Source organism: Luteolibacter pohnpeiensis, assembly GCF_016595435.1.
GTDB lineage: Bacteria > Verrucomicrobiota > Verrucomicrobiia > Verrucomicrobiales > Akkermansiaceae > Luteolibacter > Luteolibacter pohnpeiensis.
In genome coordinates this window covers 34,519-48,930 of record NZ_JAENIJ010000005.1, presented here as the reverse complement: position 1 = coordinate 48,930, position 14,412 = coordinate 34,519, and the positions used below count along the sequence as shown (strand labels likewise).

Below are 14,412 nucleotides of genomic sequence, written 5' to 3'. Positions count from 1 at the left end.
GCTGAGAAAACTCCGATTTTCGAATCGGTAAATGCCGGATGGCCGGTAATTTATTCCTCGGCTCAAGCGAGATTGTGCATCAAAAACAAAAATTTTCCCAAATTTAATTTTTCCACTGGATTAATCGAGTCACTCATTTAATTTCAATGTCTCCCCGTTGGGCGGAAACCCATTTTATCCGCTCCGCAACCCGTCTCTGGAAAAAATTTAGGGCTCGTGGCATAATATTTGCTGCAATCTTCTCAAGGAGCGCTTTAATGATTCCGGTAAACGCCGGAAATGTCAGAAGCCTATCTTCATCAGTCCTTATCGCAGCAACAGACCCTCGCACCGCAAATGCGGAAGAGTCTGGAGATTCTGCAGGCTGGCACGCTTGAGCTTTCGCAACTGGTCCGCCAAGCCTTGGAAGTGAATCCAGTTTTGGAGGACATTACCGAGTCGGTTTCGTTGGACGAGGAACTACCGGATCCGGAAGAGGCGGACTCGATGGACTACCTCAATGAGACGGATGATGATTGGCGTGAACGGCTCATTATGGATGGCAAATCCTCTCCCTGGACTTCAGAGGATGAGGAACGGCGCCAGCGCCTTTACGACTCGATCGTTGCCCCGGAAACTCTGCAACAACACCTGCAGTATCAGCTGGATATGGCGATGGTCGATCCGGAAATCCGCGATGCAAGCCAAGCGATCATCGGCAATCTCGACGAACGTGGATTTTTGGACATGTCGGCTCAGGATCTGTGCATCCGGTTAGGCATCCCGCCGAAGCACATGGATGAGGCACTGAAATTGGTGCAATCCTTTGATCCGCCGGGCGTCGGCGCATCTGGCATTCCAGAATCGCTCCTGCTCCAGCTGGAGCGAACCGGCGGCCAGGAATCCATCGAATACAAAATCGTTCGCGACCATTTGGAGGATCTCGCCCGCAAGCGTTACCCACAGATTGCCAGAGCATTGGGAACCAGTGTCGAGCGCATCACGGAAGCCGCATCGCGGATCGGTCGACTGACGCCGAATCCTGGTGGCGATTTCGATCCTACGGGAAATCCTTACATCCTCCCGGATGTGATCATCGAAAAGAATGACGAGGGTCAATGGTCTGCGCGGCTCACCGGCGAGCATTTGCCGAATCTTCGCATCAACGACTTTTACAAAGATCTCATCGGCCGGAACGGAACCGATACCAAAGCGCGCCAGTTTCTCCGCGATCAGATTCGGGACGGCCGCAGCCTGATCCGATCGATTTCATTGCGTCAGGAAACGATTCTCGCGATTGCACATCAGCTCATTAAGCACCAGCCGCTGTTTTTCAGCCGCGGTCCACGATATCTTCGCCCGTTGACGATGAATGACATCGCGGATGAATTGAGCCTGCACGCGACCACTGTTTCCCGCGCGGTAGCAGGAAAATACGTTCTGACCCCGCACGGTCTGATGGAAATGCGAGCGTTCTTTGCGACCGGCTATCACACCAGCAATGGCGAGGAAGTTTCGAACGCGGGTGTGCGGGAGGCCATTCAACAATTGGTCGCCCACGAAAATCCGGCCAAGCCGTTGTCAGATGATGCCCTGGCGAAAAAACTCGCCCAGCAAGGGATCAAAGTGGCTCGCCGCACCGTGGCGAAATACCGCGAGCAGCTCAACATTCTGCCGTCCCACCTGCGCAAGTCGTTTTGATTTTTTCCAGTCGACTCTTCGTCGGTTGATCCCACTCCGCCAAAACGCCATCGTCCTCTCATGTTTCTGATTTCGCTACCTGCCCTGCAGCGCAACACCTCGATTCTCCGCCAGGTCAAACAAGCCGCCGACTGCCATTTGGTATTGGCACTGAAAGGGTTTTCCTGCTGGAAGGCCTTCCCGTATTTGCGGGATGATCTCGATGGCTGCTGCGCGTCCGGACTCTGGGAAGCCCAGTTGGCGCGCGATTATTTCCAGAAACACGTCATCACTTACTCCCCTGCTTACGATGAGGAGGACATCGCTGCTTTATGTGAATTCACGGACCATTTGGATTTCAACTCACTCACCCAGTGGTTTCGATTTCGCGATTTCATTCTGAATCACCCGCGTTTCATTTCCGGTGATTTGCAATGCGGACTGCGGATCAATCCCGAGCATTCCACCGGTGAAACCCCCATCTATGATCCGTGTGTGCCAGGTTCCAGACTCGGAATCACTGCGGATCAGCTCGAAGGAGCCGATCTAACCGGCATCTCCGGCCTGCATTTCCACACGCTCTGCGAGCAAAATTCCGATGACTTGGAAACCACGCTCGCCGCAGTCGAAGAAAAATTCGGCGACCTACTGCGATCTCCTCAATTCACCTATCTCAACATGGGCGGCGGTCACTGGATCACCAAACCATTTTATGATCGTGATCGCTTGATCCGATTGGTGCGGGAAACCCGGGAGAAATATGATCTCGAGGTCTGGCTGGAACCCGGAGAAGCGGTAGCCATCCACTCCGGAGTTTTGCGGGCGGAGGTGATGGATGTGTTCGAATCCGCAGGTCATCAAATCGCGATTCTCTCCATCTCAGCAACCGCTCACATGCCGGATGTCTTGGAAATGCCATACCGCCCGGATGTTTATCTGGTTGATCCTGCGCCATCCGACGCCGCGCCATGTGTCACCTTGGAAGGCGAAAATTACCACGCCGCCACCAATGAGCCCCACTTGCCACACACCTACCGCCTGGGTGGCCCCACTTGCCTGGCCGGTGATGTCGTCGGCGATTTCACTTTTCCGCGCGCCCTCAAGGCTGGCGATATTTTGGTTTTCGATGACATGGCGCACTACACCATGGTCAAAACCACGACGTTCAACGGCGTCAAACATCCGCCTATCGTGCTGCAGCACGGGGACGGCCGATTGGAAACCATCCGCGAATTTGGCTATCCGGATTTCCGCGATCGGCTTTCCTAACTGATGCTAATTCCGACAATTCCCCGGTTCGGCTTGAAACCGGCGGCCATCTGGCCCAAAAGGCCGTTAAGATGAAATTTGACTTTGATAAGATCATTCCGAGGAAGACCACCGGGTGCATCAAATACGATCGCAGGCCGGAATTACTTCCATTCTGGGTCGCAGACATGGACTTCGAGTCCGCGCCGGAAATCCTGGAAGCCCTGCACGCACGTGTGGACCACGGAGTGTTCGGTTACGCGCAGGCTCACGCTGGCGTGAATGAAGCGGTGCTCAACTACCTGAAAACACGCCGCCATGCGGAGGTTCCGATGGAGCACATCGTTCACCTCGGCGGCCTGGTCCCCGCGCTCTCGCTTTCCGCCCGCGCTTTCTGCAAAGCGGGTGACAGCCTGATGACCTGCACCCCGGCTTACCCGCCATTCCTCGGTGTGCACCACGACGCAAAGGTCGGGCTCATCACCGTCGATCACGTTTTGGAAGACGGTAAATGGACCTTCGATTGGGAAGCCATGGAAGAAGCCGTCACGCCGGAAACCAAGTTGTTCCTGCTCTGCAATCCACAGAATCCACTCGGCCGCGTGTTCACAGCGGAAGAAGTTGAAAAGGTCGCCCGTTTTTGCGTGAAGCATGACATGGTGCTCGTCTCGGATGAAATCCACTGCGACTTGGTTTACGATGAGTCTAGTACTCCTCATTTTTCCGCCGTCAATCTGCCTGCGGAATTGCAGAAGAACACCATCACGCTTCTTGCTCCGAGCAAAACCTGGAACATCGCCGGTCTCGCTTTCGCCTTTGCCGTGATTCCCGACGACACCATCCGCCGCAAGTTCACCGCGACCCGCGGTCACACGCTTTCTGAAATCAATGTCTTCGCCTACTATGCAGGTGAAGCCGCATACAAATATGGCGAACCATGGCGTCTGGAATTGGTCGCGTATCTGAAAGAGAACCGCGATACGCTGGTCGACTTCATCAACAACCAGTGCCCGGGACTTTCCATCCTCGAACCTGAAGCGACCTATCTCGCATGGATCGACGCCCGTGAACTCGGCCAGGAAAATCCAGCGAAATTCTTCGAAGATGAAGCCGGATTATTCCTGCAGGATGGTGCCTTGTTCGGCTGGCCGGGCCGCGTGCGTTTCAACTTCGGCTGCCCGAAATCCGTGATGATGGAAGGTCTCGAAAAAATGAAAGCAGCCTGCCTCAAGCTGGAGCCCGCTTCAGTTCATTGAGGTCGGCTTTCTGCCTCGCACATAATCCGCGGCACTCATTCGCTTTCCGCCTTCCGGCTGAACCAGAGTGAGCTTCAACGCCCCGGTGCCGCAACCGACGATCAAATCACCAGCCTGTGGAGCCAACTCTCCAGGCTGGAGGTTGAGATCGACCACCTCGGTCGGTGGAAAAATTTTCAGGCGCTTCGATTTTCCATCCTCCGCAACCAACGTGAAGGTTCCCGGCCATGGATCATACGCGCGGATTCGGCGCTCAATCGCTTCTGCACTCCGCTGCCAATCCAAGCGCCCGTCATCGCGTTCCAGTTTCGGAATGTAAGACGATTTCTCGACATCCTGTGGTTCGCCGGTCGCCTCGTCTGCCTGAAGCTTATCCAAGGCATCCTGCAGCACCAGTGCCGCCAGGTCGGCCAACTTATCGTGCATGCTCCCTCCGGTTTCACCGGTCTCAATGGGGATCGCCCGATCGCAAATCATGTCACCGGCATCCAATTCCCGCACCACGTGGATCGCCGTGACTCCAGTAGTCGCGTCGCCGGCATCGATCGCCGCCTGAATGCAGGCAGCACCACGATATTTCGGCAACAAAGAGGCGTGCAGATTGATGATCGCCTTGCTGGCAAGCGTTAGAACATTTTTCCGCAAGATTTGCCCGTAGGCCATCACCGCGATGACTTCCGGGTTCATGGCTTCAAGTTCCTCGGAAATGTCACCGATTTTCCCAGGCTGCAGCACCGGGATTCCGGCGGCGAGTGCTTCGGTTTTGATCGCGGGTGGGGTCAACACCTGATGCCGCCCCACCGGTTTATCGGGCTGGGTCACCAACGCGAGCGGCTTGGGGCCATGCTCTAACAAGTGGCGAAAAGATGGCAGGGCGATGTCGCCGGTCGCTACGAAAATCAGGCGCATGGCTTCGATCTGGATCAGAATATTTGTCCTTCGTTCTCCGGGTGAAGAGGCAGGGTGAGAATCTTCGAGATGATTTCTGAAACCACCTTCACCGGTGCCTGGGTCGCATCAATGGTGGTGATCTTCTCATCCGGATAATACTCCAGAATGGGCTTGGTTTCAGCCTCATACGTCGCAATCCGTTGATCGATCACCCGGTCACTTGCGTCGTCCAGCCGGTTGTCCTTGAGGGCACGTTTGCGCATGCGGCGGGCCAATTCATTCCGGTTCGGGCAGGACAGATGGAACACATGGTGAACTTCCAAATGCCGCTCAAGGATTCTCGCCTGCTCAACATTTCGCGGAATGCCATCGAGCACCAAAGTGTCGATATCCGGTTTGTAGACGTGGCTGTCCGCCAGGTTGTCGATCTGCGCCTTCCAGAGCTCGATCGTCAACTCGTCGGGAACCAACTCACCGCGGCTCGAATACTCGACGAATTTCTGGCCGAGTGCGGTGCGGGTATCCAATGACCGGAACACATCACCACAGGCGCAGTGAAAAAATCGCGGAATCGTGCCAAGGATCTTGCCCTGTGTTCCCTTGCCGGAACCTGGAGCGCCGAGGATGATGATGGCTGGTTTTCTGAAATCGTGAACGGGTGACATGCCGGGAGGGAAATAATTAGGGAACGCCGACCCGCGCCGCAAGTCCTTAGCCTTGCTCAACCTCAGTTACTGGGAAATGCCACAAAAATGATCAGTGGAATCATCAATGCCACATCGGCGAGGACCCGGAGCGCCATCAACGAAAACCGCGATTTGGTGCGATTCAGGATTTGCAGCAGTGCGGCACCGGTCAAAGTCGCATAAAAAAACGGCCTGGTGCTGAATTGGTGGTCCAAAAGGGCAAACACCAGCGAGGCTCCACCCAGCAGAGTCAAAGGCAGGGTCAACGCCAATTCGTCAGCCGCTTTCACCTCGGGATCGGGTGATCGATTGGAGTGTTCCCACAGATCGATGGCGGAAATGTTGAGCACACACAGGGCGGAAAAGCACAGGAACTCACGGGTTTTCAGCAGCTCCAACGGCCCGCCCATCGCCGGTTGATACACGTGGGCCAGCATCGCGGTGCCATAGCCGAAAGCCAGACCGCCAAAGATGTTTTTCAAATACGAGATCTCATTCCCGCCCTCGCTGGAGAACAGTGACATCGCAAAAAACGCCATCACCAGTATCATTCCCATGAAAATGTAAGCAAACAGGGCAATGGGCAGGGTGGTGACGGTCAACCCCAGGCAGGTAATCGTCGCAACCGTCAGGCCGATCAGGAATTTGCCTCGATGCCGCCAGTGGAAGTGATGCCGTTCCTCGCAGCGTTTCGGATCGTTTTTCCGCAACGCCGCGTCCAGCAGGCGGTCTGCCACATAGATCACCCAAACCGCCAGAAACAACACAGCGTAAGCACTCCACGGATGAGATGCAACTCGCCAGGTTTTCGCAAAAACGAACAGCCACGCGACCGCAACCAGCGGGGCGTCCAGGCTCAATAAGTTTGGCAACAGCCAGAGTGGCTTGCGTTTATCCGAAATCACGGCACGCGGACCTTCTCCGAGCACTGGCCTGAACGCAAGTGCGCATTCGGTCTAAGACTTCATTGCGGTCGAAAGAGGCGGCAAAGGAGCGCCAATTGCTTCCGCAGCTGCCCGCAGTAGCTCGATTTCCCCGTCTTCCAGGGAATTGTCGTGCAGCGCGACCAGAGCACAAATTTTCAGAATTCGGACTTTTACCACCGGACTAGCCGCTTCCAGCTTCACCAATGCCTTGGCTACATCCGCCAAAGTGCATTTTTCGGGGTCGACAGGATTCAAATCCACCCCGGAGCGATGCCAAAATTCCACAACGCCTGCTTCCACCGCTTCTGGATCGCCCGAAATCGCCGCAAACGCACCGATCAACACCGCCGCTTCATGCGAAACATCGGCCAAAGTGTGATACCGAATGCCCGCGACCGCCCGGAGCCCAAGCCCGACCGCAATCTGGCGTTCGATGACTTTTTGCAGCATGAACTCGAACAGGTTCACGTGTCCGTCCGCATGAATCAGCTCCCGGGTGATCTCGATGAATTGTTTCGCCTCGCTCCGACTCATCCGTCGCAGCCAGGGCAGCGAAAGATCGACCAGGGCCAGCTTTTCCGAAGCCGGACGGCCGGCCAGCTCGCGATTCCAAATCGCCGCATTTTCCGCCATGGCCCGGCTTGCCTTCGTCGCGAGAAGATCAAAGCAGGATTCATGCAGTGTCGGGTCCTGCGCCAACAGAAGGCCATACAGCAGTGCCTTCGCTTCGGTTTTGGATCGAAACACGACATTGCGCTCGCTCAGCTGGCGATGGATCGCCTCCCCCACTTTAGGGTCCATCCTTTGGCTATCGCCCAGCTCTTCCAATTGGAGCGGTTCCGATTCTGGAGCAAGACGCGATGGGATCGCGCCGCTCGGTCGGCCATCCCAAAATGGGGCATCTGGATCTGGGCGTTCGCGATCGCGAAAGATTTCCTCCGTCTCTCCCTGCAACATTTCTCCGTTCCATGACGGATCGATTGCCTTGATGCGCTGCTTCAGCGGCGGATGAGTGGAAAGCCCGAGGCCCATCAACTCGCTTTTCACGAAAAACATGTGCCGTGCCTCCGAGGCCTTGGAGCTGTGCAGGGCTCCATTTTTGGAAAAGCCGCCGATCTTTTTCAGTGCATTTGCCAAGCCATCCGGATTCCGGGTGAACTGGACCGCGGAAGCATCTGCGAGAAATTCGCGCTGCCGGGAAACCGCCGCCTGGAGCAAGCGTGCAAAGAAAACGCCGATCGAACCCACCAGCCACATGGCAAGCCCTGCCACCACCACGCCGATGATCGCGCCGTTCCCCTTCGAATCACGCGATCCGCGACTGAACCTGAGCAGCTCGATCAACATTTTTCCGAGCATGGCGATCATGATCAGACCGAACACCCAGCCCATCAGCCGCATGTTCAATTTCATGTCGCCATTCAGGATGTGGCTGAACTCGTGCCCGACCACGCCTTGAAGTTCCTCACGGTTCAAGCGCTCCAGACAGCCTCGGGTCACAGCCACCACCGCGTTGGACGGATCCGTGCCAGCGGCAAAGGCGTTGATTCCGTCCTCGGCATCCATCACCCAGACCTGAGGAGCGGACAAACCAGAGGCGATCGACATTTCCTCGACCACGTTCAGAAGGCGGCGCTCCAGCGGATCACTGGTGGATGGATCGACCGGTCTGGCTCCCATGTCCCGCGCCACAACGCTTCCGCCCGCAGAGAGCTGGACGAGCTTGAACAAACTTCCCAGGACAATGATTCCCCCAACCGTGGGGCAAATGATCGCCGCCAATTGGGGGTCCCACCAGCTCAGATGGGTCGCGTCCGGTTGTATCAAAAATGGGCGGATGAAAACCGCGGCGAGGTAAAGCGTGATCATCACGCCCACCACACAGAGCGCAAACCAGAGGACCAGCCGTCTGGTTTGCTTCAATGCTTTTTCCTGAGCCTCAAAAAAGTCCATTCGCGGGAACCACCTCCAATCAGAACTTCACCTTCACCGCTTCACGCTCGCTCGCATCAGAAACTTCAAAAGAAGCGGCGGTCACGAAGTTGAACATCCCGGCAATGATGTTGGTTGGAATGGTTTCCAGCAAGTTGTTGTACTTCATCACGGCATCATTGTAGGCCTGGCGGGCAAACGAAACCTTGTTTTCGGTTGTCGTGAGTTCCTCGCTCAACTGCATCATGGTCTGGTTCGCTTTGAGGTCTGGATACGATTCGGCAACTGCAAACAGCCGACCGAGCGCTCCTCCGAGCCCTGCTTCTGCGCCCGCAAGTTGATTGATCGCGCCACCATTCGTTGGATCCGCCGCTGCGTGGGAACGCGCGGTTTCTGCCGAGTTCCGCGCTGCGATCACGGCCTCCAGCGTCTCACGCTCATGAGCCAGATAGGCTTTCGCAGTTTCGACGAGATTGGGAATCAGATCGTGACGCCGCTTCAGCTGCACATCGATTTGAGCGAAGGCATTCCGATAGAAATTCCTCGCACGGACCAGCGTGTTGTAGAGTCCCATCACCCAAAGTGCCAAAAAGATGACAAGGACAACTACGACCGCCACAATGATTAAAATTACAGTCATCACCTTTGAATCTATGCCGCATTTTCTTGATCTTGCCATTCCAAAAATCACGACTCTTTCCATGCGAATGACGCATAACGCGAATGCGTTATTCATTCACAACTCATTGATTTAAAATCGACAATATCATCAAACTCGTTCTCTAACAACGCAAAACCCCTGATTTACCTAACGTGATCACGTCAATGTAGATGGTTTGATCCCTTGAAGTATCTAGGTTTATATTCTTCCCCGTGACCCCAAGACCACTCATCGCCTGCTTCACCGCACTCACTCTCGCATCCTCACTCGCTGCGACTGACAATCCGAATTCCAATTCGCTTAACGCCCAAGCTGCAAACGCCGAACGCAAAGCCGATAAAACCAACAACGGCAACAACGGCAACAACGGCAACAGTTCCGACGACGACGCTGAAAAATCCACCGAATCTGACAGCGCTGCCTCTACCGGCACTGAATCGGCCGCCGATACCACCACCTCTCAAGATAGCGAAGTTCAATCCGCTGCCCGCCCTTACAACCTCGACATCGCCGCACCGGTGCAAGTCGCAGGTTCTGACGCCGCTTCCGCAGATTTCCAAGCCAACGTCCTCCCTGGAATGTTGGAGTTGATCAACCAGAACCTTTCAGAGTCCACCTCCGTCGGTGATGCTTCTGCAATCGCGATCGACCCGGCAAATCTGGTCCTCACTGAAGATGCCACCGTCCGGGTTTACTTCCTCGGCGAAGGCGCTGGTTATGCCAACACCCTCGGCTACTCCACCACCGGTGGCAGCCCCCTCAGCGAAGATGCCCAACTCATCTTCCCGAATGTCTCCAGCTCCGGCACCGACGTCCGCACCTCCAGTGAGCCTTTGGTCGCTGGAGATTTCGTCGATCTGGGAACTTTCACTGCGGGAACCGCGTTGGATTTCTTCCTGATCGCCAATGGCGCGAACGGCGGCACCGACTTCTTCTCCACTCAACAAAGCCTCAACGCAGACGGCATCGTTCACGCGATCACGATCGCGGCAGATGGTTCGGCTTACTTGATTATCGGCTTTGAAGACTTGATGGGTGGCGGAGACCAAGATTACAATGACGCCGTGTTCGCAGTTCAAATCGGCAAAGTAAACGTTGCCAACTTGGCAGGTCTCGGAGCTCCTGAGCCATCACTCGCCGCCGGCGCTCTCCTCAGCTGCTGCGCATTGGGCTTCTTCCGCCGCCGCAAGCACGCCTGAACTTGCCTTCCCTTCACCGAATCAACTAGAAGTCACCCGTGCCCAGACCCGTAAAACGCTTTGCCATTTTCACCCTACTTGCAGTTGCCATCACTGCCGCATTGGTCGGCTACTGGCGCTACACGGTGGTAAAAAAGCAGGCGAATCTTTCCGGATCAACGATTGAACAAAGTCTGGCAGCGGGTGACTTCGTCGCCGCCCGATCCGCACTTCAGGGACTTGCGGACCCCGGGATTCGAAAACAAAAGGAACGCCAGATCCGCACTGCGGAGCTGGAAAAAGCCCTCAGCGTCCGCGATACCAGCCTGGCAGCAGTGGCCGTGGGAGATGATGGCGCATCCTGGATCGATCCCAAATTGTTAGAGCGGGCAGACCTCGAATCCGCCCGCGAATCGATCCAAAAACGTGATTTCGATCAGCTGCCAAAGCTCGAAGAAAAATGGACCGGCAAATCGGCCATTCCAGCCAGTTGGAAATTGTTAGAAATCGATTCCCTGCTCGCTCAAGGACATCCCGAGGAAGCCCTGAAAGCACTCAAAGCCGCATCATTTACCGGCAGGGACGAAGCTTCCCGTTTGGCCCGCGTCGCCTTGCTCGAAGCGCGCGATCCGGCGAAGGCCTTCGAAAGCATTGATCAGGGATTGGCCGCCGATCCACGAAATGCCGAGCTGCTTTCCTTCCGCGCCCAAATCGAGGAAGCCGCAGGCCGGGTCACCGATGCCCGGCTGGATTACGTCGCCGCCGTGTTGGCAGATCGTAAAAATCCGTTGTTCCGAGATGTGCTCGCCAATTTTTACCTGCGGACCGAAGACTTTCCAGCCGCGGCCGAAACCTGGCGCGACGCCGCCGAAGACACCGGCCTTGGCGTTTATGCGTTGAAGAGCTGGTTCTGGTCACGCCTGTCCGGAGTGGCCCTCAGCAAACCCCTTCCCGAATGTCATCAAGCAGGCTGGAGTGAACTGATCCCATTGCTTTCAAAAGCTCCCGCTGACGAATTCTGGAGTCCGGCATTGGCCGCTCAAATGCTGAAAATCCCCGGCGGACCGGATCGCCCGGAGGTGATCTGGCTCGATCTGTTAGAAAAAATCCGCACCAAGGATTTTGCCGCAGCGAAAGCCCGCCTGGAAACTGGCTTCCCGAACAACGCGAACCGGGTCAGACCGAACCTTGCCCTGCAAGTTCTGGTGTGGCTGGCTGCCGAACAAGGCCAGAACCCACGCGAAGCCATCGCAGGCCGCCCCCTTCCCCAGGCTCCGGCCAGCAACGATCATCCTTTCATCTCACAATTTTCCTCCTGGGCGCGCAATAACCTGACCTTGGAAGAAGCGAAATCCTTCGAGCAATGGATGGCCCGCCCGGAAGCACTCGTGGGCATTCTTTTCACCACCGGATGGCAAGGTGCAGCTGTCATCATGGGCGGCGCAGAATCGCTTGCTCCTCAAGCAGAACTTCCCGACTGGTTCGATTATGGCTACGCCAAGTCCCTGCAGCGCTCAAAAGGTGTGCAACCCGCGAAAAAATGGCTGACCTCGCTATCGCATCGATCCATTGCCGCTGATCTTTATTTGGGCGAACTCCAGCTTGCGAGCGGTGAAGTGAAAGACGGCCTTGAGCGATTGGAAAAAATCTCAGCGGGCGATTCTCCCCAAGCCTCCCGCGCGGCATGGACTGTGGCATTGGCCGCCCTGGATCAAGGCGATCTGAAGCGCGCGCGTGAGTTGACCCTCGCCCACAGCAATCTTGCCGAAAGCACACAAGGCAAGGAGATCCTCGCCCGCGTGTCACTTGGAGAACAAGACCGGCCCGCCGCGGTGAAAATCTATCAGGAACTCGGCGAAAACTCGGTGGACGCGATGATTTTCCTCTCAAAGGAAGCATTCGCCGCCAAAGATTGGGCACAAGCGCGGAAATGGACTGCAGCGCTCGCTCGCAGATTCCCGGAGCGGCCTGAATTCAGGCGCAATCTGTTGAAGATCGAAGAAGCTGAGAAAGCGGCGAAGCCATGAGCCGTCCCACAAAAGTCTGGCTCTGCGGATTGCTGCTCATCCTCGCGGCAATCGGCATCTGGCTCCGTGATACCAGTTGGATCCACGAAGCTTCGGACATGGTTCCACTCGCGGTCGGCGTTCCCCTCGCTTGGTTTCTGGGAGGCCCCTGGAAAATCGAGACATCGCCGGTTTCCCATCATCTGAAGAAACTCGGCGTTGCAGGTGTGCTGGTTTGGCTCATCGGCTGGGTAGTCGGCAGCATCACGGCTCTAACCGTCGGCTGGACGGCCGTCTGTGTCGTCTGGGCGACATGGGCGTTTGCTCCAGAAGAACGCCGTGGAAGGTTGTCTCTGGTATTGTTGTTTTCCTTCCCGTGGTTGGTTCTCGAATGGCCACAAATCGGTTGGCTGTTTCGCCTCACCTCCGCGGAATTGGCGGAAGGCTTTTTCAAGCTGCTTGCCATGCCGGTCGTCCGGGAAGGCACGCATCTGCGGGTGATGAATGTCCCCGTCGATATCGAGGCCGCTTGTGCGGGCTGGAATCTTCTGCAGCTGACATTACTCGCCGGGGTTGTGATGGGCGCTTACGAAATCCGCGCCGCGCGGCGATTCTACGGCTTGCTTTTGTTCCTGCCCATTCTCGCCTGGGTTGCAAATTTCCTAAGAATCCTCATTCTAACAGCAATCGCCCTGTCATTTGACGTCGATCTTGCAGCCGGAACGGTTCATGGCTTGACGGGCTTGGTGATTCTCTTCGCAGTGCTTGCCATGACCAAGGGCATCTGCCGCTTACTTGAACCCAAACGAACCGCAAGCCGCCGGGTCGTATCTGCCACATGAAATTCTTTTCCCGTCCATCCACTGGAGGCATCGGCTTATTGCTGCCGTTCGCCGTTTTGCTGGTGACGATCTGGAAAGCCTTCCCGACGTTAACGGCGGCCTGGAACAATGACCTCTACTCGCGTGGAGGAATGATCGCTTTTGCCATCTGGACCGCCACCCAGATCGGTTTGGCCTTCCTCTCGCGGCGAGTCGGCTTGCGCGGGCGCTTTTTCTGGGTTGCGGCATCTCTCGGATTTTTTGCGATCGCAGGCCTGAGTGAGCTGAACGTGTTTTATCATCTATCTCTCGCCTGTGCCGTGCCGGGATTCCTGGGGCTCAGGATGATGGGCGTGTTTGTGGTCATTGCCTCCGCTGTTTGGCTGCCCGCCACCGGATATTTTGTCAGCACCTGGAAAGCGGGAGGCTTTTCCGGTTGGGAACGCCCTGGCCTGGCACTCGCGTTTGCGGTGTTTGCCATTGGCTTAGGCCTCGCCAAACCTCATTTGGACTGGTTGAACCGTGGAATTTTGAAGGCATGAAACGCAAAATCCTCTGGGGAGCACTGATATTCACCCTCATCGTGTCCATCATTTGGCCGATGATCCCATTCCCGGGTGCGGGAGCTCGGCTGACGAGCATCCCAGCATCAGGACCTGGATTTCTAACTGAACCACTGAAGCTCAGCAAAGCGGATCAGGAATTCCTCGGCAAAGCCGAAGCCGCTCAATACCTGGTGAGCATGAAAGGTGGTGCCAATCTGATCCTGAGTGTGATCGACGGCAGCAACAACCGGCACGCGGTGCACGATCCCAGTTATTGCTTCTCAGGGGCCGGATGGAAAATCCATGAACAGGCCACCCTCAAAACTTCTTCGGGCGAAGCTTCATGGGTTTCCCTGATCAAAGGTTCCCAAACCTCGGAGTCGCTCTGGTTTTTCGACGATGGCAAAACGCAGTTCACTTCTCCGATGGATTACTGGCTGAAAACCAGTGCCCGCCGGGCGACGCTCGGCCACAGTGGAGAAGAGCCTGTTCTTGTCACCCTGCGCGGTCTTCCGGGAGCGCCGGTGGATTGGGATCGGGTCCGCCAAGTGCTTCTCCCATCGCTCGGATTCAACTGAATCCGCGGCAAACTGCGGACCTAAC

At 56.1% G+C, this 14,412-nt stretch carries 13 protein-coding genes; 8 read left to right on the top strand and 5 right to left on the bottom strand.

The genetic code is table 11. The features are described 5' to 3' along the window. Positions 1-279: 279 nt before the first annotated feature. From rpoN to JIN85_RS04450, 3 genes are all read left to right on the top strand, one after another. On the top strand, positions 280-1,680 hold the full coding sequence (gene rpoN, locus JIN85_RS04460; protein ID WP_200268055.1) for an RNA polymerase factor sigma-54: 1,401 nt from the start codon (positions 280-282) through the stop codon (positions 1,678-1,680). A gap of 60 nt (positions 1,681-1,740) precedes the next feature. Then, positions 1,741-2,928: a carboxynorspermidine decarboxylase gene (gene nspC, locus JIN85_RS04455; protein WP_200268052.1), complete on the top strand. Its 1,188-nt coding sequence runs from the start codon at positions 1,741-1,743 to the stop codon at positions 2,926-2,928. Between the two features lie 71 nt (positions 2,929-2,999). Continuing rightward, complete coding sequence (locus JIN85_RS04450; RefSeq protein WP_200268050.1) at positions 3,000-4,163, top strand: MalY/PatB family protein; 1,164 nt, start codon at positions 3,000-3,002, stop codon at positions 4,161-4,163. Here JIN85_RS04450 and fmt read toward each other — a convergent pair. The 5 genes from fmt to JIN85_RS04425 all read right to left on the bottom strand — a co-directional run bounded on the left by fmt (position 4,152) and on the right by JIN85_RS04425 (position 9,238). Next, a complete protein-coding gene (gene fmt / locus JIN85_RS04445; protein ID WP_200268048.1) occupies positions 4,152-5,072 on the bottom strand; it encodes a methionyl-tRNA formyltransferase in 921 nt (306 codons plus the stop codon). The genes JIN85_RS04450 and fmt overlap by 12 nt on opposite strands. A gap of 14 nt (positions 5,073-5,086) precedes the next feature. Continuing rightward, on the bottom strand, positions 5,087-5,719 hold the full coding sequence (locus tag JIN85_RS04440) for an adenylate kinase family protein (RefSeq protein WP_200268046.1): 633 nt from the start codon (positions 5,717-5,719) through the stop codon (positions 5,087-5,089). A gap of 62 nt (positions 5,720-5,781) precedes the next feature. Beyond that, on the bottom strand, positions 5,782-6,645 hold the full coding sequence (locus JIN85_RS04435) for a UbiA prenyltransferase family protein (protein ID WP_200268044.1): 864 nt from the start codon (positions 6,643-6,645) through the stop codon (positions 5,782-5,784). Positions 6,646-6,696: 51 nt separating this feature from the next. Beyond that, complete coding sequence (locus JIN85_RS04430) at positions 6,697-8,619, bottom strand: M48 family metallopeptidase (protein WP_200268042.1); 1,923 nt, start codon at positions 8,617-8,619, stop codon at positions 6,697-6,699. Positions 8,620-8,638: 19 nt separating this feature from the next. Further along, on the bottom strand, positions 8,639-9,238 hold the full coding sequence (locus JIN85_RS04425) for a LemA family protein (RefSeq protein WP_200268040.1): 600 nt from the start codon (positions 9,236-9,238) through the stop codon (positions 8,639-8,641). Positions 9,239-9,471: 233 nt separating this feature from the next. Between JIN85_RS04425 and JIN85_RS21875 the strand changes: the two genes are divergently transcribed. The 5 genes from JIN85_RS21875 to JIN85_RS04400 are packed head-to-tail and all read left to right on the top strand — an operon-like array spanning position 9,472 to position 14,387. Beyond that, on the top strand, positions 9,472-10,458 hold the full coding sequence (locus tag JIN85_RS21875) for a DUF4114 domain-containing protein (RefSeq protein WP_200268038.1): 987 nt from the start codon (positions 9,472-9,474) through the stop codon (positions 10,456-10,458). Between the two features lie 38 nt (positions 10,459-10,496). Next, positions 10,497-12,464 carry a tetratricopeptide repeat protein gene (locus tag JIN85_RS04415; RefSeq protein WP_200268036.1) on the top strand — a complete coding sequence of 656 codons (1,968 nt, stop codon included), beginning with the start codon at positions 10,497-10,499 and terminating at the stop codon, positions 12,462-12,464. Beyond that, positions 12,461-13,285, top strand: coding sequence for an exosortase/archaeosortase family protein (locus tag JIN85_RS04410; protein WP_200268034.1), 825 nt, complete (start codon positions 12,461-12,463; stop codon positions 13,283-13,285). The genes JIN85_RS04415 and JIN85_RS04410 overlap by 4 nt, the downstream gene beginning before the upstream one ends. Beyond that, entirely contained in the window at positions 13,282-13,806 is a 525-nt protein-coding gene (locus tag JIN85_RS04405) for a hypothetical protein (protein WP_200268032.1), read from the top strand. Before JIN85_RS04410 ends, JIN85_RS04405 begins: the two co-directional genes overlap by 4 nt. Continuing rightward, a complete protein-coding gene (locus tag JIN85_RS04400) occupies positions 13,803-14,387 on the top strand; it encodes a hypothetical protein (RefSeq protein WP_200268030.1) in 585 nt (194 codons plus the stop codon). The genes JIN85_RS04405 and JIN85_RS04400 overlap by 4 nt, the downstream gene beginning before the upstream one ends. Positions 14,388-14,412 lie beyond the last annotated feature (25 nt).

Coding starts and splice junctions, on each gene's coding strand:
- rpoN (WP_200268055.1), top strand. CDS start 280: ATGTCAGAAGCCTATCTTCATCAGTCCTTATCGCAGCAACAGACCCTC.
- fmt (WP_200268048.1), bottom strand. CDS start 5,072: ATGCGCCTGATTTTCGTAGCGACCGGCGACATCGCCCTGCCATCTTTT.
- JIN85_RS04400 (WP_200268030.1), top strand. CDS start 13,803: ATGAAACGCAAAATCCTCTGGGGAGCACTGATATTCACCCTCATCGTG.
- JIN85_RS04410 (WP_200268034.1), top strand. CDS start 12,461: ATGAGCCGTCCCACAAAAGTCTGGCTCTGCGGATTGCTGCTCATCCTC.
- JIN85_RS04440 (WP_200268046.1), bottom strand. CDS start 5,719: ATGTCACCCGTTCACGATTTCAGAAAACCAGCCATCATCATCCTCGGC.
- JIN85_RS04430 (WP_200268042.1), bottom strand. CDS start 8,619: ATGGACTTTTTTGAGGCTCAGGAAAAAGCATTGAAGCAAACCAGACGG.
- nspC (WP_200268052.1), top strand. CDS start 1,741: ATGTTTCTGATTTCGCTACCTGCCCTGCAGCGCAACACCTCGATTCTC.
- JIN85_RS04405 (WP_200268032.1), top strand. CDS start 13,282: ATGAAATTCTTTTCCCGTCCATCCACTGGAGGCATCGGCTTATTGCTG.
- JIN85_RS04425 (WP_200268040.1), bottom strand. CDS start 9,238: ATGACTGTAATTTTAATCATTGTGGCGGTCGTAGTTGTCCTTGTCATC.
- JIN85_RS04450 (WP_200268050.1), top strand. CDS start 3,000: ATGAAATTTGACTTTGATAAGATCATTCCGAGGAAGACCACCGGGTGC.